This is a genomic window from Shewanella halifaxensis HAW-EB4 (assembly GCF_000019185.1).
In the GTDB taxonomy this organism is placed as follows: Bacteria; Pseudomonadota; Gammaproteobacteria; order Enterobacterales; family Shewanellaceae; genus Shewanella; species Shewanella halifaxensis.
On record NC_010334.1, the window covers coordinates 2,136,059 to 2,158,491 of the forward strand.

Below are 22,433 nucleotides of genomic sequence, written 5' to 3' on the forward strand. Positions count from 1 at the left end.
AGTAAATTGTTCATGTGTACACAGAGACTGCAACGGATAGAGATAAAATGCCATTAAGTGATACCAAGCTAAGATCTTTATTAAATAGACCTTGTGAAAAATTAGTTACGATAACTGATAGAGATTCATTAAGCGTTAGAGTTACCCCTAAAGGGAAAATAGTGTTCCAGTACCGTTACAGGTTCGAAGGTAAGGGTAGGCGCTATGATCTTGGGAGTTATCCTAATCTCAGTCTATCAGATGCAAGAGCTTGCGTACCAGAGTTGAAGGGGATAACTGAATCAGGAATGGATGTTAAGTCTGTTAAGGCTTCTCAGAAAGTAGGCAAGAAAACCGTATTAAAACCCAAACTCGAAGATTGCATGGATCTATTCTTAGATAAGTACGTTACAAGCCTCAGGGAGAGCACTCAGAGGTTTTATCGATACACTTTAAACAAGTACATACCTAACGCATTTGAACAGCCTGTAGAAGATATCACGAGGAAAGAGTGGTATGCCTATTTTGATGGGGTGGAAGAATCTTCGACTCCACATATGGCAAACTCTTTGATAAAGAAATTAAAGACCTGTTTAAACTTCTGCAAAGAGAGAGATTTGATTTCAGACCATAGCCTCAACGAGATAAGGACTAAAAGTGTAGGATCTGCTTCCAACACTGGAGACCGTACTCCTTCGGTTGTTGAGATTAAAGCAATCTTAGAAGAATTTGGTCGAAGTAAATCCTATCCAACCACTGTTAATGTTGTACGGATGATAGTGTTAACAGGTGCTCGTTGTGGTGAGGTTAGATGTATGCAATCTAAGGATATCAATTTCGATACTGGCATTTGGACAGTTCCTAAAGAGAAAAGCAAAACCAATACAAGAATTCTTAGACCTTTGGGGCTCAAGGCATTGGAACTCGTTAAATGGCAGGTTAAAACATTTGGTGGCTTTTCGGATTATGTTTTTCCTAGTGCGAGTTACAAAAATGAGATTGGGCCTGCAACTATCAACAAAATGTGTAGAACAATCGTTAAACGTATGGATATTGAAAGGTGGTCTGTACATGACTTCAGAAGGTCGCTGTCAACATTGCTGACTGAAGATGGAGTACCACTCCATATAACAGAGAAAATGTTAGGGCATAAGCTTGGAGGGATTCTTAGCGTATATAACAAGAGTGAGTACATAGAAGATCAAAGGAAGGCTTATAAAGTTTGGGAAGAAATGATTAACGTTGACTTTGTATATTAATAATTAGTTGTATAAGGATGTAGTTAGAGATGGATATTCAGTCTAAATGTAAACTTGTTTTATTAAGTAGTGTTTTTCTGACCTCAATTCAAACGAGTGCAGTAGCCCAACCATGGGAGTTTAGTTCGACGGTAGATGATTTTGCAGATACTTCAATCTCTATCGCAAGTACCAAAACTAGTGATGGTAAAGGAATGGCATTTGTTAGGTGCAATGCTAAAACAAAATTAGAGATTGTTTTCGCAGATGGTCAGTACATGGGAACAGGAAAGAGTTTGTCGGTTAGATATAGAATTGATAAGGATGAAGTAGTCAATCAACGCTGGAGACCATCGACAGAGGGTACTTCGTTATTTGTTGGATCATCAGGTAAATACCCATTAGCTAGAAATCTTGCTAACGGTGAAAAAATCATAATTGAAGTAAAAGATTACAAAGGGACACCGCACAAGTTTTCCTTCGCATTAACTGGAGCTAAAGAGCCTATAAGACAAGTATTTGATAAGTGTGGGATACCTTTCGAATTGCCCCAAATAGATGGTGTAAAGCCCGACACTATGGATTACGTAAATAACTTTGGTCCGAATTCAACTAGTTGCACAAAACAAATGCTAAATACGTTAGGGTATCGTTCTGCTGACATCTCTGAAGTTAAGACTGATGCCTTATATGTTGCGCTACAAAATTATATAAATGATAAATCGAAAGTTTGTGATGGTAAGACTAGAACTTTTGAAACAGTTTTTTGTAGCGATCCAGTAGGTTTTGCTTCTTCTCTTTATGGAGATGCTGTGAAGCTCGACAAGACCTATAAAAAAACATGTAGCAAAAGGGACTAAAGTCGTCAGAGCTGAATCAAATTATGGTGATAACAGTAAAACGGGTGCTGGGTAACAGAGCACGCCTTAGCGGAGACTTGAGCCGTATGCAGTGAAAGTTGCACGGAGGGCGGCACTTGGTAACAAATGTCGTCTATCCGACAGAAGCAACTTAGCGAAGGCAGAAACGCTGATTACGTTATTTACTCAAGTTGCTTTAGTAAAAGTGTAAGACCGAGGGATAGCTAGTACACATTAACTAAATCTGGCCACATCCTTATAATTTTTCACACTCTACTACCGATGATTAAACCATTACTTTTTCGGTGTGCTGATGACGGTTATAGCAACCTGTTACTTATTATGTGAAATTCGAGATGTGGTTGCTAGAATGGTCCATTTGTATTCCCGCACCCTATAAATCTGTGTATTTCTTTGCTGTCCCTTTGCTTAAATGAACAGGATACTTGGATTCGTTGACCTCCAATTTATCAGAAGCAGCTTTATGCAACTCAATACCTAACACGTCACTTAATTGTAGAAGATACAAGTAAACATCAGCTAGTTCTTCTCGTACTTCTTGATAAGTTTTAGAGTTTGCCTCTAGATACGATTGCTTTTCAGTCAACCATTGGAAGTGCTTCATTAGCTCAGAAGCTTCTCCAGCCAATGCCATTGCTAAATTCTTAGGCGAGTGGAACTGTGCCCAATCTCGTTGTGAGTTAAACTCTTTCAGTTGATTTATCAATAGACTTGTTTCTTTGTCTTTCATATTTTTCTTTTAGCTCCTCTACTGATAGCCATTGGGTTGGGTAGTGGATCATTCGGTGGCAATTGGCGCATAAAATAGCTAAATCATCGAGTTTTGTTTTCTTATTACTTTCTCTCAATGCTAATGGTTCGAGATGATGACATTCAGCAAAGCCAAGCCCTAAATCACCGTAGCATTCATAGAAGTCAAAATTACATATCTCACAGCATAGTTTACCAGTTATAGACAGTACCTGTTGCTTCTTGTCTTTTGTAAGCTTGGGGTCTCTTTCCCTAGTCTTATGTACTCTGTAAATCGGTTTCCCTTCATCAACACCGTAATCACCAACATTCTCAGAAGATACCCCTTTAAGCTGCGTTAGGTTTTTTATATCATTTACTTCTGTAATGGAACCTTGAGTACACGCTGAGTAGCGAACAGCTTCAACAAATGATGAATGGTAGAACTCTGTGCCAAACATTACGCCGTTATCATGCCGCTCTAATATCTCGAAATTAAAGCGGTGGGGATACGTATCATCAGGCCAAACTTCCTTTTCGTCTTGGTAGTAGGCTCGGGTTACTTTGCCGAAAATTATTTTCTGAACACTACCTCTAAATAAGTCTAACTTATCTTTACCTACTCTAGAAAAGCCTTTGGGTGGAGTTCCTTCAGCTTTTAACCAAGAAATAGAATAAACAAAGACAACGTAGTCATTAGCCTCAATACGCTTAATCGTTTTCTTTTTACTCTCGTGCACTCCCCAAATGCCATTGCTCATTCCAATTGGAAAGTTAACTCGCGAGTGAGGTTTATCCGATACATAAATCGCCCAAATCATGACGCACCCTTATTTTTATCTATATGTTTATATTAAATAAATAACAGCATCTTGAATAGTCATAACTTACAAATTCAGCATAAGATGCTTTCTTGAGGTCATAATTATGACCTTTAGAGTGATAGCGTTGAAGGATTCTTACTTGGATTTATGTCGGCTTTAGAAAGACTTAAGACATACGGAGGGGGACTTTAGCTTGGTATATTGTGGATTCACATAATAGTTTGAAATTTGAGCTAGCCCTCTTGTTGGCTTGCATGTCATATTGTAAGCTACCTAAGTAAATAAATGATTACATTAAGTTTGTTTGCCAGTCTTTGTATGTGGATAAGGGATTCTATGAGTATTTATGAAGTGCCAGCAGGTCGGCGATATTGGGTAGTTAGAGCTGAGAGTGGAAAGTTTTACGACCATTTTATACAGAATGGAGTTATAGCTCTTGGGCATCTAAATTGTCTGAATGTGGCTGAGCAAGATACATATATTCCGGACTTAGCTGAATTGAGTGAACGGTTTCATAATTACCATTTGTCCAAAAACAATAAAAGACAAAGAGCTTCGGTTCATCTAGCTCAATTAAAATCATTTATTTATGATATGAAAGTAGGTGATTGGGTACTAACTGTTGGCCGTTCGGGGGTTCGATATGGGCGGGTACTTGGAAAGCCCTATGTCAAAAAAGGTATTGTCCGTGTTACGTATGACGAGGAGACTAATAACTACGTCGATATGGATTATAACCTTAGGCGAGAAGTGCAATGGGGACCTTTAGTTAAAAGAAAGCTTTTGCCTTATGGGTTAGTGCAAAGCTTGAAAGCTAACCAGACTGTTTTCTGTTTAGATAAAAATTGGCAGGCAGTTTATCATTCCATCTATCCTGCATTTAAGTTTGAAAACCAACTTTACCTTTCCGCTAATATAAGAACCCAAAAAGATATTAAGAACTATAGTGTTACTTCATTTTTTAAACTGCTTAATGAAGTTGAAGTGATTGGAAAGGAATTCTCAGAACGACAAGAAATTTCAAATTTTGAACAGGTTTTTGACAGCTATTTGAGCCAAGATAACCTCACTATCACGACTAAAGCCCAGTTTCATTCTCCTGGGGAGATTTGGAATACTATCCAATCGTTTGTAGGGCCCGAGAGCCTTGATACTTGGCAGACATATACGGTTTTGGCATATGGGATGATATTTGGAAATCAAAAGTTAGGCTTTGATGGCATCATTGATCTTGAAACTAGAAAAAAACTCTGGGACTTAGTGATTGAAAGAATGAAAGTTAATAAAGTTGAAGAGTCCCTGAAGTCATTAGATTTAGAGTTACCTGATGCTGACACGTCAAAGCTGGAAGACTCTAGCAATGACAAGGTTTAACCTCTCAGTTTTGTCCGCAATTCATTTTTAGTTTGAGCGTTGGTCAACGTTGCTCGTGTGAGTATGTCTAGTTCATTTAAAGTGAAATAGAGTTCAGGTGCAATTTAACGAAGGTGTTTTCTTGCTCAAATTGGCTTTGAGCGTCTATTAATTGGGCGTCAAGCTCTCGTACGGTAAGATCGTAATTATTGGCGATAAGAGCTTTTTTTAAACTCTTAAGTTCCTTGTTCAATGCAAGAGTATAAGCATGCTCTTGTGCTGATGAGGGGAATTGGCTTCAGCATTATCTATTATCATGGACACGGGTACTGAAGCTCCTGAACGGTAAAACACTAGATAAGGTTAAACGATAAAATTCAGTAGCCCTAGGTTATAGGGCTCTAGTGACATAGGGAGTTTAGTGGACAATTGAAGAGAAGTTCAGCTCTTCCCATTTCATAATGTCAGACTCTCTCCACCTTGGATGACAGTTAGCTGGAGTGACTGGAGAGGGGAAGTTTACTTTTTTACGCCATACATAGCATGCCGTTCTTCGAATGCTATATCGCTCACACAAGCCGTTGATACTGATAAATTCTGAAGTCATGATGCCTCCATATACTTAGTTGAAATAAGTATGAAAGGGGAAGGCAATAAGGAGCTAAGCTTCGCAACGTTCATGTTTGATATATTTTAAGCTAGCGATAATACTCGTATCGGATGCTAGTTTCAATAAGTTTTATAAAAGTAATGAGTTATTGTTGGTTTATATAGCGATATAAGGTGGCTATACCCACGCCAGCTGCCTTTGCTGCTGCTTCCTTAGATAAACCTTTGCTAGTGTATTTTAGTGCCTGTTCACATTTATCAATAGTTTTCTGACTTTGCTGTTTTCCTTTGAACTTACCTTCTTTTTTAGCTGTCTCAATTCCTATTGCTTGCTTCTCTAACATTTGCTCTCTTTGCATAGTTGCAACCGCTGCTAAGGTTGTTAGCACCATTTTTCCTGCTGAAGAGGTGATATCTATTTGACCAAGATCATCGATGTTGATGCTAACCCCTTTCTGAGTCATCTCTTCAACAAAGCTAATTACCTCCATTGTGTTTCGTCCAATACGCGATAAATCTTGAACGATGATTGAGTCGCCCCTTGCGATAGTATTACGTAACTGATTGAAGCTAGGCCGATCTAGTGATTTCCCTGTAGATTTGTCAGAGAACACCTTATCTGCCTTGTACCGAGATTGGAGGTAGATGATCTGCTGATCAACATTTTGGTCTTTAGTTGATGTTCGAGCATAGATGTATTGCATTGAGATTGTCCTTCTTCCTCTATCATATAGGACTTAAATGATAACTCTATCGTATAGGTCTGTAAAGTCTATGTGATAGAGTGATTAAGGGTTATCGGATAAGCGTGGTTAAATAATAGAGATAATTATATTAAGTTACTGCAGGCTAATCGCCCGCCATTGCTGGGCTTGCTTGTTTTTTAGCCTGATCTAATATTGTCAATTTCAAATAAAAAAACTTTTAACCCATTGAAAAACAGCTTCATTAACACCACTTAATGAATATACGTTAATCATGAATGGGATTGGAAAATGAGTATTCAAAAAAGCTTTAAGGGATTTCACGATAAGATAAAACTTGGATATTCAGACACCGAATATTCTACAGCCAAGATAAAAGATTCAAGCATTACTGCTGCAGTTAAGGCTGCTTTTAAGGATGAAGGGTACTCTGTAGTAGATGATTTCATTCAAGGCTCTTTTTCTACTCATACAGCGATTAAAAGTAAAGATGGTGATTTCGATATTGACCGTGCGGTGGTTATCGATTACCAAGATTCACCTGATAATCCAATCGAGCCTAAAAAAGTAGTTCTGGACGTTCTCGAAAAGAGAGGCTTCAAAAACGCCAAGATTAAGAAACCATGCGTGACGGCTGATTATAAAAGTGAAAACCTCCATATTGACTTTCCTATATATAGGAACAATAACGGGACTCTAGAGCTTGCTGTCGGTAAAGCTAACTCAAATCAAGATAACAGAGAATGGGCGATTTCAGACCCTAAGGGACTTAGAAGCTGGATCAAAGATAGTTCTACATATGGCAATTCAGCAGAGTTAAAACAACAACAATTCAATAGACTTGTTAGGTATGTGAAAAGGTGGCGAGATCATAAGTTTACCGATGATAGTGTAAGATCGAAAGTATATTCAATCGGTTTAACTGTAATGTTAAAAGCTGATTTCGTCTGGGCTTTAGATGATGATGGTTACCCTGATGATTTAAAGGCACTTAGAGACACAATTTCGAGTGTGATTAGCACTAATTATTTCAGGTTTATTGGTGTTGACCAGTATAAAGTTCAAGTCATGCTTCCTAAAGCGCCTTATAGAGACATTTTTGATGGAAGTAGCACCAATACAGGCAGTCAATTACGCAATAAACTTAATAGCTTAAAGAGTAAACTTGATGAAGCTATTGCAGAAACAGACAATACCAAGAAATGCCAAATTCTGAATAAGTTATTTGGTGATGACTTCGAAATACCTGATGATACTAAAGGTGCTAATAATATTAGGAAGGCAGTGTATTCTTCTGCTGGTGCTGTAGGGACATCACAAGGCGCATGAATTACGATGAACTTGTAGCGTACCTTAAAACAGCTGGGTATGATGTTTGTACCCACAAACATCTCAACAAAGGATGCATTAAGGTTGATTTTGATGTCGGTAGACACAAAGTTAGCTTTATTCATTTTTATGTAGATGAGTTTAATGTTCTTCCAGTATTTTTACTTTTGGAGCCTAGGCAGTTTGGCGTATTGGCCCACGTTTTACCTTTTGAAGGGAACGAGTTAGGATACGTTTGTGTAAACGATAGGGATTCTGTATCGGTTAACTTCGAACAACCTCATTTAGCTATCCTAGAGTCTTTACAAAGACATATATCCATTATCTCACATGGGCTGACGGATCCTGATTGGAATAAAAGTGAGCTTTTAAGAGAGTTTAATGCTAATTGGAAAGCAATTTGTTCCAAGGAAGGGCATGAGTTAGTTTGTACCTCTGTAGATGGTAGCATAGAGGTAATGTCTGTTTACTCTCCCCAAAAGGGGCATTCTGTAGGGTTTGATTCATTTTATTTAGGTATATCAGAAAGCACACAAGACTTAGCTGAGTATTCCTATATACGGCGCTCCGCTTTATCTAAAGAGCGTTCCAAGTCAACTCGAAGAGGATATATAATTCCATTACAGGATTTAGTTCCCGCTCCAACTCATATTGATGAAATTGGCACTTGGTATCTAGAAGCGATTAAAAATTTATCAGCAGTTGATCAACAAAGTTTTACTCGGAATATGTTGCAATGGAGAGATACGGAATTCTGGTTAGTTTTTAATGCTATGACACCATCAGGGAGAACTTGGTTTTGTTTGCATTTTAAATCTTCTAAAAAGAAAACTCTTCCTATTACAGTTCACGCACTTAAGGATTGGGTTATTAGTGCTGTCGAAGTGACACTCTTTAATCAGCAGCTAGTAATGCCTCGAAGTGGAGCTGATACATCTTTAGTCTCTAAGCGCGTATTACTTATTGGATGTGGTTCAGTTGGCTGTGAAATAGCGGGTAATTTGGCATCTTCTGGCGTGGGTAATTTGGCTATAAGTGATCCAGATAAGCTTTCTATTAGTAACTTGTATCGTCACACTTTGCCAAATCATTGGATTGGGGCTAATAAAGCTTGGTCGATGAAGTTAAGCCTAGAGTTTAAGTACCCATTTATATCTGTAACTTCTTCTGAGCTTGAATTGTTACATATAAGAAATAAAGAACTATTGGAATCCTATGATTTAATAATCGTAGCTATAGGCTCTCCTACGCATGAACGGATATTTCATGATTTTATTATTGAAAGTAAAGTTAACGTACCTATTATAAATACATGGGTAGAAGGCTACGGTGTAGGAGGGCATGCAACCCTTGATATATCAGGTTCTAAAGGGTGTTTAAGGTGTGCATATGTTGATCCTGAAACTCTGGGTCGTGGTTTATCTTCTAACCTTAATTTCTTTGAAAACAATCAAAATATTACAGTAAACCATGGTGGCTGTGGTGATTTATTTCTGCCCTATAGTTCTATTAGTGCTGGCCAAACTGCGATTCTGGCATCTGACTTAGCTGTTAAGTATCTTACTGGGAAGCTTGAATGTTCATCCAAAGTGAGCTGGAAAGGTGATGATAGTGATGCAAGGCAAGCAGGATTAAAGTTAAATCACCGCTATGAAATGTTTACTAAATCTTTATCTATAGAGCCCTTATACAATGAATATTGTGATATTTGTCAGGATTAGTTTATATGGAGTTTAAAGGTGCAGGTGTAACTGTTTATGTTAATGATGATGTCGTTAAGATTTGGCTATCATCTAGGCAAATCTCATTTTCTACACATGAAGCATTTGGTGTTCTTATAGCATCGACTTCAGAGGATAGAAAAGAGTATTGGATTGAGTCGGTGACAGTTCCAAAACCAGAAGATAGTAGCACTCGATGTTCTTTTATTCTAAAGGATATAAGCCACCAGCTTACAGTAGATAAAGCATTTTCAGATAGTGAAGGTCAATTGATTTACCTTGGTACTTGGCATACTCACCCTCAGGAGAAACCAGTACCTTCAGATATTGATAAGGTAGATTGGAAAAATTGCATTAAGGATAATCTAGATAGGAGATTATTTTTTGTAATAGTTGGAACAGAAAGGGTACACATTTACACCAAAGGTATTTTTGGTTTTAAGGCGTTAATGCCAATCTAGGATCATTTTTCAATGAGAATTTTTTTAATTTCGATGTTTAAACAAGGCTTCAAGTTTCTAATTAGACCTAGGAATGTTGTTTTTCTTTCTGCACGTTTAATGATGTTAGTAGGGTTTGGCGGAAGAGCTATGACCCACTTTATTTTTGGTGTTGAGTCATCAGTTGGTGACAAGGTTACTTTGGCATATCAAAGAACAGATAATGAACTAATATTGAACAGTATTTTGCTTTTTATAGGCTTTGTAGGTTTTATGATACTCGTTTATGAAGTCATTACTATTATAAGGTTAAGAAAGAAAACATCCCAGATAGTAATTGAACACATTGGATTAAGAGAGCGTATTTCTTCACCGTTGATCAATGCAGTAACTTTAAAGGAGGGGAAAGCGGATTCCCTTCCAATAGATTTAAATGACTGCTATGAAAATGGAGTTGTAACTAAAGCGGAGCTTGCTCTCCAAACAACTCTATTTAGTCTTAGTAAAACCTTACACAATTTGAAGAATCAAGTGGGTATTAGAGATAGCAATGTTCATTATGGCGGTATGCCTCCTGTACCATTGGGGTTTTTAGCGGGATACACTCTTGGAAATACGTCTGAAATTAACCTTTGGGATTACAATCGAGATGAAGGTTGGTACAAGGTCGATGGTTTTAATGATTCGAACAACCCTGTAGTAAATTGGGATTTATATAAAGATGAGAGTGATGAAGTGTGTCTTATACTCGGAATATCTTTCTTCGTGCATGTAAGTGCATTAGGGGAGCGTATAGGTGGTGGTTCGCATGTATCTATAAGTATGCCTTCTACAAAGCACGATAATATGTCTAGTATAGAAAAACTAAAGAATTTTCAGTCTGAATTTAGAGAAATTATGAATAAGTTTACTTCAGATGGGATAAGAAGGGTCCATATCTTCTGCGCTGCTCAAGCTTCTTTCAATTTTGCTATGGGCCAACAAATAACAAAGAACCACCCTACATGTATTGTCTATGAATTTGTAAATTCAGAATCTGATATGAAGTACCCTTGGGGCATCAAATTTAACGAAAAGTCATCAGAGCCATCTGTTTATCGGTGATTCATTTTCGTTCAATGGCCTCTATGGATTAAAGACATAGTCGATACTGAGTATGTTAGACCAGTTTACAAATTGGTACTTGGATCTAAAAAAATTCATAAATTAAATACAGGTTTCTGTAATTTTTTTCAAAATCTAACCATCAGTTAAAGGTGCATTGCTTAAGTTACGGACCCCGTACCCCCTATATGAATTAGATGTTTAAGGATGTCTAATGTTAGCTGGTATTAATACAAAATCATTGCCATATATGAGGGAGAGCATAATTGTCAGAGTGAAGGACTGTGCTTGCTTAAAGCTAAGTTGTATATATAGGGACAGTATAGATTTGTTATCATGAAGAACTTATATTTGATTTTAACCTTTAAGGCTTTCCTTTCTTATTGTGTAGCTCTTAATGATTGATTTCAACCGCCGTATGCAATGTTAAACAAGTTCGAATCGCTTGATACCCTTTTATCTATTTATCACTAAAGGAGAAGGAACTGTATTCACGACCTAGTTAGTTTGTTTTAACTTACAACTTTACTGGCAAGGTTTTTGTCAAAAACAATTGATTGAGACTGCATTTGTATAGTGGTTCTAATCAACTTAAGGATTTATTAAATTCTTCTCCTGTCTTTAAAGGGGTTTTCGGTGGGGCATGGGTGTCAAAAGAAACCGATTAAAGCTATTTAAGCTTGTTTTTGGACAGATACGATTTTATTGCATTTAAGGTTGGGTCATTCAGTCTTCTGAAAATCTGTGTCGGTGTCAGCTTCTCTTCGTATTTCAGTCTTATAGCCTCCTCATGCCAACACTTACAGTTGAATGCTTTTTTCGGTTGAAGCTGCTTAGTTAATAACTCATTTGTAGTTGTTAGTGTTTTAATCGTTTTTTCAGCAGTTTTTAATTTTATTGTAGCTAACCTATTCGCTTCGTTCGTCTTCGTTTGCTTTCTAGCTGTTTGGATCTTTGTGAGACAGTCGTAGAATTTGCCTAAACTGTAGTACTCAAGCATGTGCTTTTTCCAGTAATTATGATTACTAAGGGCTTGTGTTACTGAGTGATTACGCAGGCTAGTTAAAACGCTTAGAGTTGAATTGTGTCGTCTTGATTTTGCAACATTAATAAACTCACTAGTGATAAGAACAGACTTATCTATCGCTAGGGGCTTTCCTATAGTTCTTTCTAGTGCATCTTTGGGAGTTATACCCTCTAACACATCTACTACTATCGATCTAATTGTTTCTTCTGAGAAATACCAGTCAGGGTGAACGGGTTCGGGAAGTTTGTATTTGCTACGTATTGAGGCTATTTCATCTTTAATTAACTGGTTAATTTTTTGTTTGATTACAGGGTAAGCTACATCCTCTATAAGCCCTAGTTTTATGTCTTTATCTACTGTTTGTTCAACATCAAGCTTCACTTGATTTATGAGGCTGTTGAGGTGTTTCTGTGCATTGTATCGGTCTAAAGTGGAAAAATATTCTAAGTCAGAAAGAGTTGTGTCATCCGCGTTGTTAATAATCACTTTTTAGAAACCTACTTTTGTGTACATTTATGTGTGCATATTATTACTGTGATCGTATACCCCCCTTTGTTTATAAGGGGGTCTCATAATCGTGCCAGAAGAGGGTTGGTTGGTTATTTGCAGACATAAATTTAGTGACTATCACAAGCAATAATTGTGGTTATCATAGCACTGCCACAGCGTTAATGTCTTAGTTTACTGAGTACAGCTTAAGTACTTTGCTGGAGTTTGCAGCAGTTTTATCAACTGGATCGAAATCGGTTGGCGCAGTAGAATACCCGTTTTTTTAGATCTGCTATAACGAAATTATTTTACTCGTTTTTTTAATCTTAGGAGCTTTGCAGTGTAGTTGGCGACAACTTAACGTTCTGCATAAATTCAAAACGAAGGCTAATCATGCTGATGATATAATTTACACAAATTATACAGAGTTAGCTTTTGTAGACTCTAGCCAAAACCTTGTTGTTTTGTTTGCGAGTCAGTTCCTAGGTCTGCGTTTGACAAATTAATATCTGGCCATCTTTTACGTGTTACTTAAGTAGAGCGTTTAACCGTGGCCTTTCGGAGATGAATACATGATTTACCGTTGCCCCTTATGCCAGCAAGCTTTATCTAAAGAAGATAAAACTTGGTGTTGCCCGTCAAACCACCGATTTGATTGCGCCAAAGAAGGTTACGTAAACCTGTTACCAGTGCAAAAGAAGAAGTCGAACGATCCTGGTGATAACAAAGAGATGATGTTCGCTAGACGAGAATTTCTTAATAAGGGTTATTATCAAGACTTAAGCGATAAAGTTAACCAGCTCGCTAATGAGTACCTTGAAGGTGCGCGTTTTGGTTTAGATATAGGTTGCGGCGAAGGCTACTATTCTGATCGTCTAGTAGAAAGCTTACCGAGTGACTTTAGCCTTTATGGTGTAGACATCAGTAAATCAGCACTTAAGTATGCTGCTAAGCGTTACCCTAATATTTCATTCAGCGTTGCAAGCGCATTTGATATGCCATTCCCTGATGATAGTTTTGACTTTATGCTACGCATTTACGCGCCATCATTAGATGTAGAGCTTAAACGGGTAATCAAATCAGGCGGGATTTTAATTACCGTTTGTGCTGGACCGAGACATCACTTTGCACTTAAAGAGCTTATCTATGATAACCCTAAAGAGCATACTGAGGACTCTTCTCAAATTGAGGGCTTCGAGTTAATCCATCAAGAGAGAATAGAGCAGGAGCTAACGCTCGATGATGCTGCCGATATTGGTCACTTTTTAAAAATGACACCTTATAACTGGAAGTTAACAGAAGAACAAAAATTAGCGTTAGCTAAATCAGGTCTGAGTTGTGAGTTAGATTTTAAGGTCGAAGTCTTCAGAGCCTTATAAATCAATGGGTGCAGCTTGTCGGTTGTTTTTTAAGCGATTCTTGGTGGTTGAGTTTTAATTTATAGAATTTAATTTTTTGATCCATTTGGCAAGCTCTAGAAATATAAGTAAAAACATACTAAATAACGATGCGAATGTGTGTTGACTTATGATGAGAATGGTTTATAGTGGTTGCAGCTTGAAGGTTAGGCTTATTTTTATGTGTTCAATACGACAATGTTCGTCCTGTTAACATTAAGTAAACCGGCATTTTCCAGCTCTACTGCCGTTAAGGCTTTAATTTATATTTACAGGATTCAATATTATGTCTCAAGTTACTGGCGTTGTTAAGTGGTTCAACTCTGATAAAGGTTTCGGATTTATCGAGCAAGAGTCTGGTCCAGACGTATTCGTACACTTCCGCGCTATCAACTCTGACGGTTTCAAAACTCTTGACGAAGGTCAAAAAGTTCAGTTTACTGTTACTCAAGGTCAAAAAGGCCCACAAGCTGAGAACGTAACTGTAGTTTAAGTTACCAGCTTGATTAGCACTAGCTAATCACACAGAATTTTGAAGAGCCGTGGTTTACCACGGCTCTTTTTTCGTTTAAGGATCTTGAAAATAGAGTGCCATAGATTGGTACCCTCCCAGTTAATTTCTCCTTGTTATTTAAAATTTCGTAACGTCAGTCTTCAGTATTTAATCATATACCTTCCATTTTATCTAAAGCTTGCTTAGCATTTTTATGACTCTTCTATCCTAATCAGCAATCAGCAATCAGCAATCAGCAATCAGCAATCAGCAATCAGCAATCAGCAATCAGCAATCAGCAATCAGCAATCAGCAATCAGCAATCAGCAATCAGCAATCAGCAATCAGCAATCAGCAATCACTCAAGGTTCAGTGAGCATCCAGTCATCGTACTCGTGAACCTTTACCAATTACCTTCTATACAAGGCAAAGATACAAGGGAAGGTTTGGTTACTTAATGTAATACCAATCAGTATAAGAAGTTGATCTACTCAGAGCGGTTTTTGGCAAACTAATTCAAGGCGAATAGCTGAAAGAATGGTTGTTCCCTTGTGAAGCCGTTCAACGCAGAAGTAGGCAGCCAAAAACGCTCCAGAATGGCGAGTTTTAGCGATTCTGATGCTGTGTTAACGAGCTTAACCGTAGAACAACTATGCTCTTCACTCGTTGCCTTGCCTCATAACCGCTAAACTCTCGCTGAGCGACCAATTCTTTATACTGATTGGTATAAGCATCTGTCGAGCAGGGAAAATTGATTTTCAACCGACTAACATCATCACTGCGGCTTAAATTAAAAAAACGGTAAGACTCTTGTTGATTAGTAACGGGGTACGCAATATTTGAATACAACAGAAGTGATGCGGACGGATGAAAGAAAAATGGCAATAACAAAGGTGCTATAAAAAGAGCCCTATGCAAAAGAGCCTATAAAAAAACGGCGCCTAATGCACCGTTTAATGATATAGCTAGTGACAAACTCACTAGGAGAAAAGCTTCTCTTCTAAGGTTCTTCCTTTCAAAATAGCTTTATATTGCCAGTTACGCTGCTTAAACAGGCTGAGCAAAGCCATCTCTATTGCATAGATCTCTTCGCTATTATGCTTGATAAGGAACTGATTAGATTGACGCTCCTCTATCGAGGTGATATCTGCTAAGTCTAATACCGCTTCGATAAGTGAGCTTGGTTCACATTGCTGCATCGTCAGCGTTAAATAATCCTCATGCTGAGACTCATTCATAGAGACCGATTGGCTGAGTAGGCCCTGCTCAAGATAAAGTACTTGATCACATAGCTTTTCAAGCTCATCCAAATTGTGTGAGCTAATGACAAAAGTCGTTTTATCAGAGAGTGCTTTAACGAGTTCGCGGATTTTCTTTGCATTTGCTGGATCTAAACCCGCCGTAGGCTCGTCGAGTAACACCAGTTCTGGCGAGCCAATAAGCGCTTGAGCAATAGACACACGCTTTGACATGCCATGGCTTAATGACTTGGGCTTTTGTTGTGCGCTATCGGCAAGATCAACTAAAGACAACACGCGTAGCGCTTCCGCTTTTGCCTCTTTTTTAGCATAACCTTGCAAGGTAGCAAAAAAGGTTAGCTGAGTGACGACATCAAGATTAGGGTCAAGCGCAGCATCTTGTGGTAGTGACGCAATACGCCCAAGTAGTTCGGGGCTACCAGGCTTGTGACCTAATAACGACACTTCTCCTGACGTTGGCGTGATATAGCCGCACAACAGGCTAAACAGCGTGGTTTTACCTGCACCATTAGGGCCAACAAGAGCAATAGGACGGCCAGCATCGAGTGTGATATCAACTTGTTTTAGCGCTTGTTTATTGCCGTAGGACTTAGATAGACCTTTGCAGTTAATTAAACTCATAGTGCGCTCCTATTGATGTACATTTTGCCTAAAAATAACAGCACAGCGGCTTGGATTAATGGCACTGGAGCATACATAAAGCTGCTAAACCCTTGAGTATTGATCATTAACGAAATTTGTGAGCCAGGAAGAAGCCACTTTAACTCACTAATAATAGGTAAGTAGTTATTGATAATCGCAATGCTAATAGACATCGCTGCCCAGACTAAGATTGCATAGATGGTTGCTTGGCGTGCTGAGCTGGCATAAAGAGATAGAATTGCCATTAATGCAGTATAGGGTAGCAACACTATAATCAAATTAAGGGTGACGATGAGTCCTGAAAACAGCGCGGGTATGAGTAAACTCGCATCTCTGCTAATGGCTAACACAATAGTCGCGATGACAGTTAAGACGAGAAGCAAGCTCTGTAAAGCCATATGACCGAGAAAACGGCCAAAGAAAAGGCTATCTCGACCCACTCTGAGGGTTAAAAAGCGAAATGTTCCTCGGGACTTATCTGTAGCAAACTGGTCCGCAGACACAAAAATGCTGAAAAGAGGAAAGATATAAAGCGCTGCAATCCAGTAGACGGCCATTTCGGCTACCGGCCATTTAAAGAGTTCACTAACGACTTGCTGGCCAAAGATCCCTTCTATTAGTCCTTTAAAATCAGGATTAATTAAAAAGCTTGATGCACCACTGATAGGGTAGAGCAAGATCAGTAGCCAAACGAGAGCGAATGCGACAAGAGCGATTAATCCTCTTGGGTTGAATAGCATCTTTTTGACTTCAAATTGTGCGAGTAAAAACGTATTTCGAAGCATGCTATTTTTTTGGGGGCTGTTTTGCAAACTAATCCCTTATTGTTAAGAGCGGTAGAAGGGGTCAGGTTAACACCTATTGCTTAAATGCGTTAACCTTAACCTCGTAAATTAACATGATAGATAGTTAATCGTTAAAAGCTTATCTATCTAGCAGATGCTTGATCTGTTCTGTTAACTCAGCCACTTGTTGCTCAAGCGTGTTGACTCTAGCTTCAAGCCCACTGGCATGCTGAGTGATTGAATACTCTGTGCTTTGGGCGGGCGTTGATTGTATTTCGGTGTCATCGACCTCAGTAAACAGTTGACGGTAGCGAGCTTCACGCTTGCCAGGCTCTTTAGCTAATAGCATGACAAGAGGGGACTCTCGTCTTTGGAGTTCATTTAATGTCGCTTCAACTTCACTGACATCATGAAACTCATGTAGTCGATTACTTCGAGTTCTGAGTTCACCGGGAGTTTGTGGTCCTCTGAGTAATAGAAGGCAAACAACGGCAAGCTCGGAAGATTTAAGCTGTAGATCGCTAAACTCGGTATTACAAAAACGATGCTTGTATTTTACCACTCGGCTACCGAAGCCTGATTGTTCTGAAATCAGTCTTTTTTTAGTGAGGTCATCTAAGGTATTTTGTACCTCAGATTCACTGAGGCTAAGAACAGGCTCACGGCTAGTTTTTTGATTACAGCCAGAGGTTAAACTGTTGAGAGAAAGTGGGTATTGCTCTGGCGTGGTGATCTCTTTTTCGAGTAATACCCCAATAACGCGCGCTTCATGTGGAGTCAGTTCCATATTAACCTCTTAATAAAAAAGCATGGCTTTGTTATAACAGAGCCATGCTTTAATGCAAAGGTGGTTTAGCGGGCTTAACTATGCAGTTGCTGGGTTTATGAGCAATATCTGCGTTTAGTTTAGTCTGCTAGGCGGATCCCATCTGGAGAGATGGTGATCTGCTTGCTTTTATATAGGCCACCGATACTCTTTTTAAAGGCTTTTTTACTCATCGAAAGCTGTGAGTAAATGATATCGGCATCCGTTTTATCGTTTAATGGTAGGAAACCGCCAGCCTGTTTAAGCTTAATCATGATAGTAACTGAATGCTTATCAAGTTCTTCTTTTGCGCCTTTTTGCAAGATCAGGTCTATTTTACCATCACTTCTCATACGCTTAATGAAGCCTTTTAGTTTTTGGCCAAAGCTTAAACGAGTATAGACCTCGTTCTTATACAGTACGCCCCAATGGGTGTTATTGATAATGGCTTTGTAGCCTAGATCGGTAGTGCCACCAATGATAAGATTAACTTCTTCATCTACGCGGAATGTTGGCTGTGTCAGATCAAGAAACTTATCGACTTTTGCAGACGCAACAATTCGGTCATCTACATGGCTAGTGTAAATATAGACTAGATATGATTTTCCAACTTCAATCTCTCGGTGTTGCTCACCAAAAGGTAATAATAAGTCTTTTTCTAAGCCCCAATCTAAAAACGTACCATATGGGCCGTTTTCTTTAGCTTCCAAATAGGCAAATTGACCCACTTGTGCGTATGGACGGCTTGTAGTGGCAATGATCATGTCTTCTGAGTCTAAATAGAGAAATACATTAACCAGATCGCCAACTCGGCAGTCCTTCGGCACAGATTTACGAGGAAGAAGTACCTGGCCCATCTCTTTTGCGTCTAAATAGACACCAAAATCAACTTGTTTGACGACTTCGAGCTTACAGGTTTTACCTATCTGGATCATGATGTTCTCTACTTTAAAAACAGTAACGATTAATTTCAGCTGCGATTATAGTGGAAAACGTTTCAATATGCTTTAGCCCGTTGAAACTAATGCTCAAAAGCTCGCATTTTGCTGTAATCAAAATAGGGCGTTTATCACGATTAGGGGGATAAATGCCACTCAATGTTATCACCCTGTTGTAAGGAGATAATAAATTAGCGATTAATTACCACTAAATGCAGTTATGAGTATTGCATTATCATGAGTCTCAAGGTTTAATTGCGCCGCAAAAAAATCAGTGAGAAAAGTGCGTCATTCGTGCTCTCATTTAAAAAAATACCTTTCAGCGGTTAGGTGAGACTTAAAGTAACAAATAGATTTTTATGGATTAGGTTTTACATGCTAAATTTAAAGGCATACATTCATTACATCATAAGAATTTGAAGTGATCTCTGTTTTTCATGAGGTGACTTTAATGTTGAGTAAGCTACCCCTCCAGAAGATGCACATTGCGACGCTGTAGAAGGGTGTACTTAAACATTTTATACTTTAGTAGGTCGATCAGAATTTACTGATTAAAATATTCGCAAGTTGATTGTAACCATAGTGATTCAGTCAGCTTAATTGAGTTAAATAGACAGGTTAGGACAAATATGAGCAATTGGTCTATTGATGATGCACGCGCAAGTTATAACGTAAATCACTGGAGCCAAGGACTTTACGGCATTAGCGATGATGGAGAAGTGACTGTGTCACCGGATCCAAGCCGCCCAGAATGTAAGATTGGTTTAAACGAAATGGCAAAAGACATGGTTAAGTCGGGCGTGGCTTTACCTGTTCTGGTTCGTTTTCCGCAAATTTTACATCATAGAGTAAATAGTCTGTGTCAGGCATTTAATCAGGCGATTCAAAAGTATCAATATGAAAATGATTACTTGCTGGTATACCCGATTAAAGTAAACCAACAGCAAACGGTTGTTGAAGAGATCCTTGCTAGCCAAGTAGAAAAAGAAGTGCCACAGCTAGGTCTAGAAGCGGGTAGTAAGCCTGAGCTAATGGCTGTTTTGGCGATGGCACAAAAGGCGAGCTCTGTCATCATTTGTAATGGTTACAAAGATAAAGAGTACATTCGACTTGCATTGATAGGTGAAAAGCTGGGTCACAAGGTATATATCGTCCTTGAAAAAATATCTGAGCTTAAAGTCGTACTTGAGCAAGCTAAAGAGCTAGGTGTTACACCTCGCCTCGGTCTGCGCGTGCGTCTTGCGTTCCAAGGCAAGGGGAAATGGCAGGCAAGCGGTGGCGAGAAGTCTAAGTTTGGCCTGAGTGCTGCTCAAGTATTACAAGTGATTACCTCTCTCAAGCAAGAAAATATGCTTGATTCGTTAGAGCTACTGCATTTCCATTTAGGTTCGCAAATCGCCAATATCCGCGATATTCGCCAAGGGGTGAGTGAAGCGGGCCGTTTCTATTGTGAACTGATGAAGCTTGGTGCAAACGTTAAGTGTTTCGATGTCGGCGGTGGTCTAGCGGTTGATTATGATGGTACTCGAAGCCAAAGTAGCCATTCAATGAACTACGGCCTGACCGAGTACGCCAACAATATCGTCAGTGTGTTGACCGATATGTGCAAAGAATATGAGCAGCCGATGCCGAGAATTATCTCTGAGTCTGGCCGTTACTTGACTGCACATCACGCGGTATTGCTAACTGACGTGATTGGTACTGAAGCGTATAAGCCAGAAGATATTCAACCGCCAGCTGAAGATGCGCCTCAGTTACTGCACAATATGTGGCAGTCTTGGGTTGAAGTCAGTGGTAAAGCTGATCAGCGTGCGCTAATTGAGATCTTCCATGACTGTCAGAGTGATTTAACAGAAGTGCATTCGCTGTTTGCTGTTGGCCAGGTAGGTCTTGCTGAGCGCGCGTGGGCAGAGCAAGTTAACTTGCGCGTCTGTTATGAGCTACAAGGCAGCATGAGTGCTAAGTATCGCTTCCATAGACCGATTATCGACGAGTTAAATGAAAAGTTAGCCGATAAGTTCTTTGTTAACTTCTCTTTGTTCCAATCTCTACCTGATGCTTGGGGTATTGATCAGGTATTCCCTGTGATGCCTTTGTCTGGTTTAGATAAGGCGCCAGAGAGCAGAGCGGTAATGTTAGACATTACTTGTGACTCAGACGGTACAATCGATCAATATGTTGACGGTCAAGGTATTGAAACAACACTGCCAGTACCTGCTTGGACGCAAGAGAGTCCATATCTGATAGGCTTCTTCCTTGTTGGTGCATATCAAGAGATCTTGGGTGACATGCATAACTTATTTGGCGACACTAACTCGGCAGTTGTACGTTTAGATGAAGATGCGCGCACTAATGTTGAGTCAGTACTCGCTGGTGATACGGTTGCTGACGTGCTGCGCTATGTAAACCTAGATGCTGTATCGTTTATGAGAACCTATGAGGAGCTCGTTAATAAGCATATCGCAGAAGATGAGCGTGCTAATATTCTAGAAGAATTGCAGCTAGGCCTTAAGGGCTACACTTATCTAGAAGACTTCTCTTAACAAAGTGGTGAGCAACGCGTAAGCGTTGTCACTAGGGTAAAAATAGCCTGTTTGCTATAACCAGCTTTAAGTTCGCTTGAAGCTGGTTTTATTTTTAGTCAGTACCAAACGTGTTTGTTAGCCAAAGTATCTGTATTAGTCTCAATTTGTTTCATGCAGATAAAAAGGCATTTATTATAGTTAACAAATCGATATTTTTAGGGGCCCCGATAGGATGTTTTTTGAAGGTTCGGAAAAGAAAATTGAGCTACAGCTAAATAGTAGCGCTGTTTCATTAAGATCTTTACCTCATTCATTTTGGCAGCAGGCATTGAGCCTAGCACAAGCTGAGATCCTATCAAGCCTTTCAAATTCCCATTGTGATGCTTACGTATTAAGTGAGTCGAGCTTATTTGTTTGGGAGCACAAGCTGCTGCTAATCACATGTGGTAATACACGTTTAGTCGATGCAGTGATGTTTGTCATTGATAAAATCGGGATCGCCCATATATCTGATCTAAGCTACCAACGTAAAAGTGAGTTTTTATCTCACTTACAAGCGACACGCTTTGAAGATGACGTCGAGCAGCTTAGTACGAAAATGGCTGGTAGCGCTTACCGAGTCGGGCATTTAGATAACCACCACCACTATATTTTTTGCAGCGAGCAAGCGCAAAAGAGTGATGCCAGTGCATGCGTGTTGATGTACCACATCAAAGGGCCTGTGGCTCAGTATCTACGTGGGGTTAGTCAGTCGGCGACTGAAATCCGAAAATTATTGGAGCTAGATCGTTTGTTGCCTCAGTTTGAGTTTGACGATCACTTGTTTCAACCGTACGGCTATTCAATCAATGGACTGTTTGAAGACAAGTTTTTGACCATACATATCACGCCTCAAGAGCGAAGCTCTTACGTGAGTATTGAAACAAACTTGAATTTTTTACAATATCCGTTCAATATTTTTTCTGAAATGTTAAGAATATTGAACCCCAGCAGTTGGGACATCATTGGGATGAACATGCAGGTAGACAACTTAGGCTTTCCTTCCCATAGAAGGCTAGCGAGTTGTGATCTACAGTTAAATCCACTCAATGACTTTAATTATAATCACTATATTCAGTCTGATTGCGAGACGTTATTAGCTGAAGTATTGTGACTCTAGACA

At 39.1% G+C, this 22,433-nt stretch carries 20 protein-coding genes; 11 read left to right on the forward strand and 9 right to left on the reverse strand.

Annotation, left to right across the window (positions count from 1 at the left end; all coding sequences use genetic code 11):
- Window positions 1–47 precede the first annotated feature (47 nt).
- Together SHAL_RS09255 and SHAL_RS09260 are read left to right on the forward strand one after the other, a co-directional pair.
- Entirely contained in the window at window positions 48–1,238 is a 1,191-nt protein-coding gene (locus SHAL_RS09255; RefSeq protein ID WP_041415936.1) for a tyrosine-type recombinase/integrase, read from the forward strand.
- A 29-nt stretch (window positions 1,239–1,267) separates the two neighbouring features.
- Window positions 1,268–2,077, forward strand: coding sequence for a hypothetical protein (locus SHAL_RS09260; RefSeq protein ID WP_012276885.1), 810 nt, complete (start codon window positions 1,268–1,270; stop codon window positions 2,075–2,077).
- Window positions 2,078–2,471: 394 nt separating this feature from the next.
- On the opposite strand, the gene SHAL_RS09265 is transcribed toward SHAL_RS09260, so the two are convergent.
- Both SHAL_RS09265 and SHAL_RS23425 read right to left on the reverse strand, forming a co-directional pair.
- Window positions 2,472–2,828, reverse strand: coding sequence for a nucleotide pyrophosphohydrolase (locus SHAL_RS09265; RefSeq protein WP_012276886.1), 357 nt, complete (start codon window positions 2,826–2,828; stop codon window positions 2,472–2,474).
- Entirely contained in the window at window positions 2,779–3,648 is an 870-nt protein-coding gene (locus tag SHAL_RS23425) for an HNH endonuclease (RefSeq protein ID WP_012276887.1), read from the reverse strand. The genes SHAL_RS09265 and SHAL_RS23425 overlap by 50 nt, the downstream gene beginning before the upstream one ends.
- Before the next feature lie 339 nt (window positions 3,649–3,987).
- Between SHAL_RS23425 and SHAL_RS09275 the strand changes: the two genes are divergently transcribed.
- Window positions 3,988–5,025 (forward strand): hypothetical protein, encoded by a 1,038-nt coding sequence (locus SHAL_RS09275; RefSeq protein ID WP_012276888.1) that lies wholly within the window; start codon window positions 3,988–3,990, stop codon window positions 5,023–5,025.
- Between the two features lie 397 nt (window positions 5,026–5,422).
- Here SHAL_RS09275 and SHAL_RS23055 read toward each other — a convergent pair whose 3' ends face one another.
- Together SHAL_RS23055 and SHAL_RS09280 are read right to left on the reverse strand one after the other, a co-directional pair.
- Entirely contained in the window at window positions 5,423–5,611 is a 189-nt protein-coding gene (locus SHAL_RS23055) for a helix-turn-helix transcriptional regulator (RefSeq protein WP_150102077.1), read from the reverse strand.
- A gap of 148 nt (window positions 5,612–5,759) precedes the next feature.
- A complete protein-coding gene (locus SHAL_RS09280; RefSeq protein ID WP_012276889.1) occupies window positions 5,760–6,317 on the reverse strand; it encodes a recombinase family protein in 558 nt (185 codons plus the stop codon).
- A gap of 291 nt (window positions 6,318–6,608) precedes the next feature.
- Between SHAL_RS09280 and SHAL_RS09285 the strand changes: the two genes are divergently transcribed.
- Genes SHAL_RS09285 through SHAL_RS09300 form a run of 4 tightly spaced genes read left to right on the forward strand, consistent with a single transcriptional unit; the run spans window position 6,609 to window position 10,911 of the window.
- A complete protein-coding gene (locus SHAL_RS09285; protein WP_012276890.1) occupies window positions 6,609–7,646 on the forward strand; it encodes a nucleotidyltransferase domain-containing protein in 1,038 nt (345 codons plus the stop codon).
- Window positions 7,643–9,367 (forward strand): ThiF family adenylyltransferase, encoded by a 1,725-nt coding sequence (locus SHAL_RS09290; RefSeq protein ID WP_012276891.1) that lies wholly within the window; start codon window positions 7,643–7,645, stop codon window positions 9,365–9,367. Before SHAL_RS09285 ends, SHAL_RS09290 begins: the two co-directional genes overlap by 4 nt.
- Before the next feature lie 5 nt (window positions 9,368–9,372).
- The gene (locus SHAL_RS09295; RefSeq protein ID WP_041415937.1) at window positions 9,373–9,828 is read left to right on the forward strand and encodes a Mov34/MPN/PAD-1 family protein; all 456 of its coding nucleotides are present in this window, start codon (window positions 9,373–9,375) and stop codon (window positions 9,826–9,828) included.
- A 12-nt stretch (window positions 9,829–9,840) separates the two neighbouring features.
- A complete protein-coding gene (locus SHAL_RS09300) occupies window positions 9,841–10,911 on the forward strand; it encodes an SAVED domain-containing protein (protein ID WP_012276893.1) in 1,071 nt (356 codons plus the stop codon).
- Window positions 10,912–11,581: 670 nt separating this feature from the next.
- Here SHAL_RS09300 and SHAL_RS09305 read toward each other — a convergent pair.
- Window positions 11,582–12,424, reverse strand: a complete 843-nt coding sequence (locus SHAL_RS09305; RefSeq protein WP_041415939.1) for a hypothetical protein — start codon at window positions 12,422–12,424, stop codon at window positions 11,582–11,584.
- A gap of 575 nt (window positions 12,425–12,999) precedes the next feature.
- On the opposite strand from SHAL_RS09305, the gene rlmA reads away from it, so the two are divergent.
- Both rlmA and SHAL_RS09315 read left to right on the forward strand, forming a co-directional pair.
- Window positions 13,000–13,806 (forward strand): 23S rRNA (guanine(745)-N(1))-methyltransferase, encoded by an 807-nt coding sequence (rlmA, locus tag SHAL_RS09310; RefSeq protein WP_012276895.1) that lies wholly within the window; start codon window positions 13,000–13,002, stop codon window positions 13,804–13,806.
- Between the two features lie 304 nt (window positions 13,807–14,110).
- Complete coding sequence (locus tag SHAL_RS09315) at window positions 14,111–14,317, forward strand: cold-shock protein (protein WP_012155714.1); 207 nt, start codon at window positions 14,111–14,113, stop codon at window positions 14,315–14,317.
- A 980-nt stretch (window positions 14,318–15,297) separates the two neighbouring features.
- On the opposite strand, the gene SHAL_RS09320 is transcribed toward SHAL_RS09315, so the two are convergent.
- The 4 genes from SHAL_RS09320 to SHAL_RS09335 all read right to left on the reverse strand — a co-directional run bounded on the left by SHAL_RS09320 (window position 15,298) and on the right by SHAL_RS09335 (window position 18,743).
- Window positions 15,298–16,197 carry an ABC transporter ATP-binding protein gene (locus SHAL_RS09320; RefSeq protein ID WP_012276897.1) on the reverse strand — a complete coding sequence of 300 codons (900 nt, stop codon included), beginning with the start codon at window positions 16,195–16,197 and terminating at the stop codon, window positions 15,298–15,300.
- Window positions 16,194–17,003: an ABC transporter permease gene (locus SHAL_RS09325; RefSeq protein ID WP_012276898.1), complete on the reverse strand. Its 810-nt coding sequence runs from the start codon at window positions 17,001–17,003 to the stop codon at window positions 16,194–16,196. The genes SHAL_RS09320 and SHAL_RS09325 overlap by 4 nt, the downstream gene beginning before the upstream one ends.
- A 139-nt stretch (window positions 17,004–17,142) precedes the next feature.
- Complete coding sequence (locus SHAL_RS09330; protein ID WP_012276899.1) at window positions 17,143–17,790, reverse strand: YceH family protein; 648 nt, start codon at window positions 17,788–17,790, stop codon at window positions 17,143–17,145.
- Window positions 17,791–17,909: 119 nt separating this feature from the next.
- A complete protein-coding gene (locus SHAL_RS09335) occupies window positions 17,910–18,743 on the reverse strand; it encodes a CvfB family protein (protein WP_012276900.1) in 834 nt (277 codons plus the stop codon).
- Between the two features lie 632 nt (window positions 18,744–19,375).
- On the opposite strand from SHAL_RS09335, the gene speA reads away from it, so the two are divergent.
- Both speA and SHAL_RS09345 read left to right on the forward strand, forming a co-directional pair.
- The gene (gene speA / locus SHAL_RS09340) at window positions 19,376–21,289 is read left to right on the forward strand and encodes a biosynthetic arginine decarboxylase (protein WP_012276901.1); all 1,914 of its coding nucleotides are present in this window, start codon (window positions 19,376–19,378) and stop codon (window positions 21,287–21,289) included.
- A gap of 214 nt (window positions 21,290–21,503) precedes the next feature.
- The gene (locus SHAL_RS09345; RefSeq protein WP_012276902.1) at window positions 21,504–22,424 is read left to right on the forward strand and encodes an adenosylmethionine decarboxylase; all 921 of its coding nucleotides are present in this window, start codon (window positions 21,504–21,506) and stop codon (window positions 22,422–22,424) included.
- The last annotated feature ends 9 nt before the right edge of the window (window positions 22,425–22,433 follow it).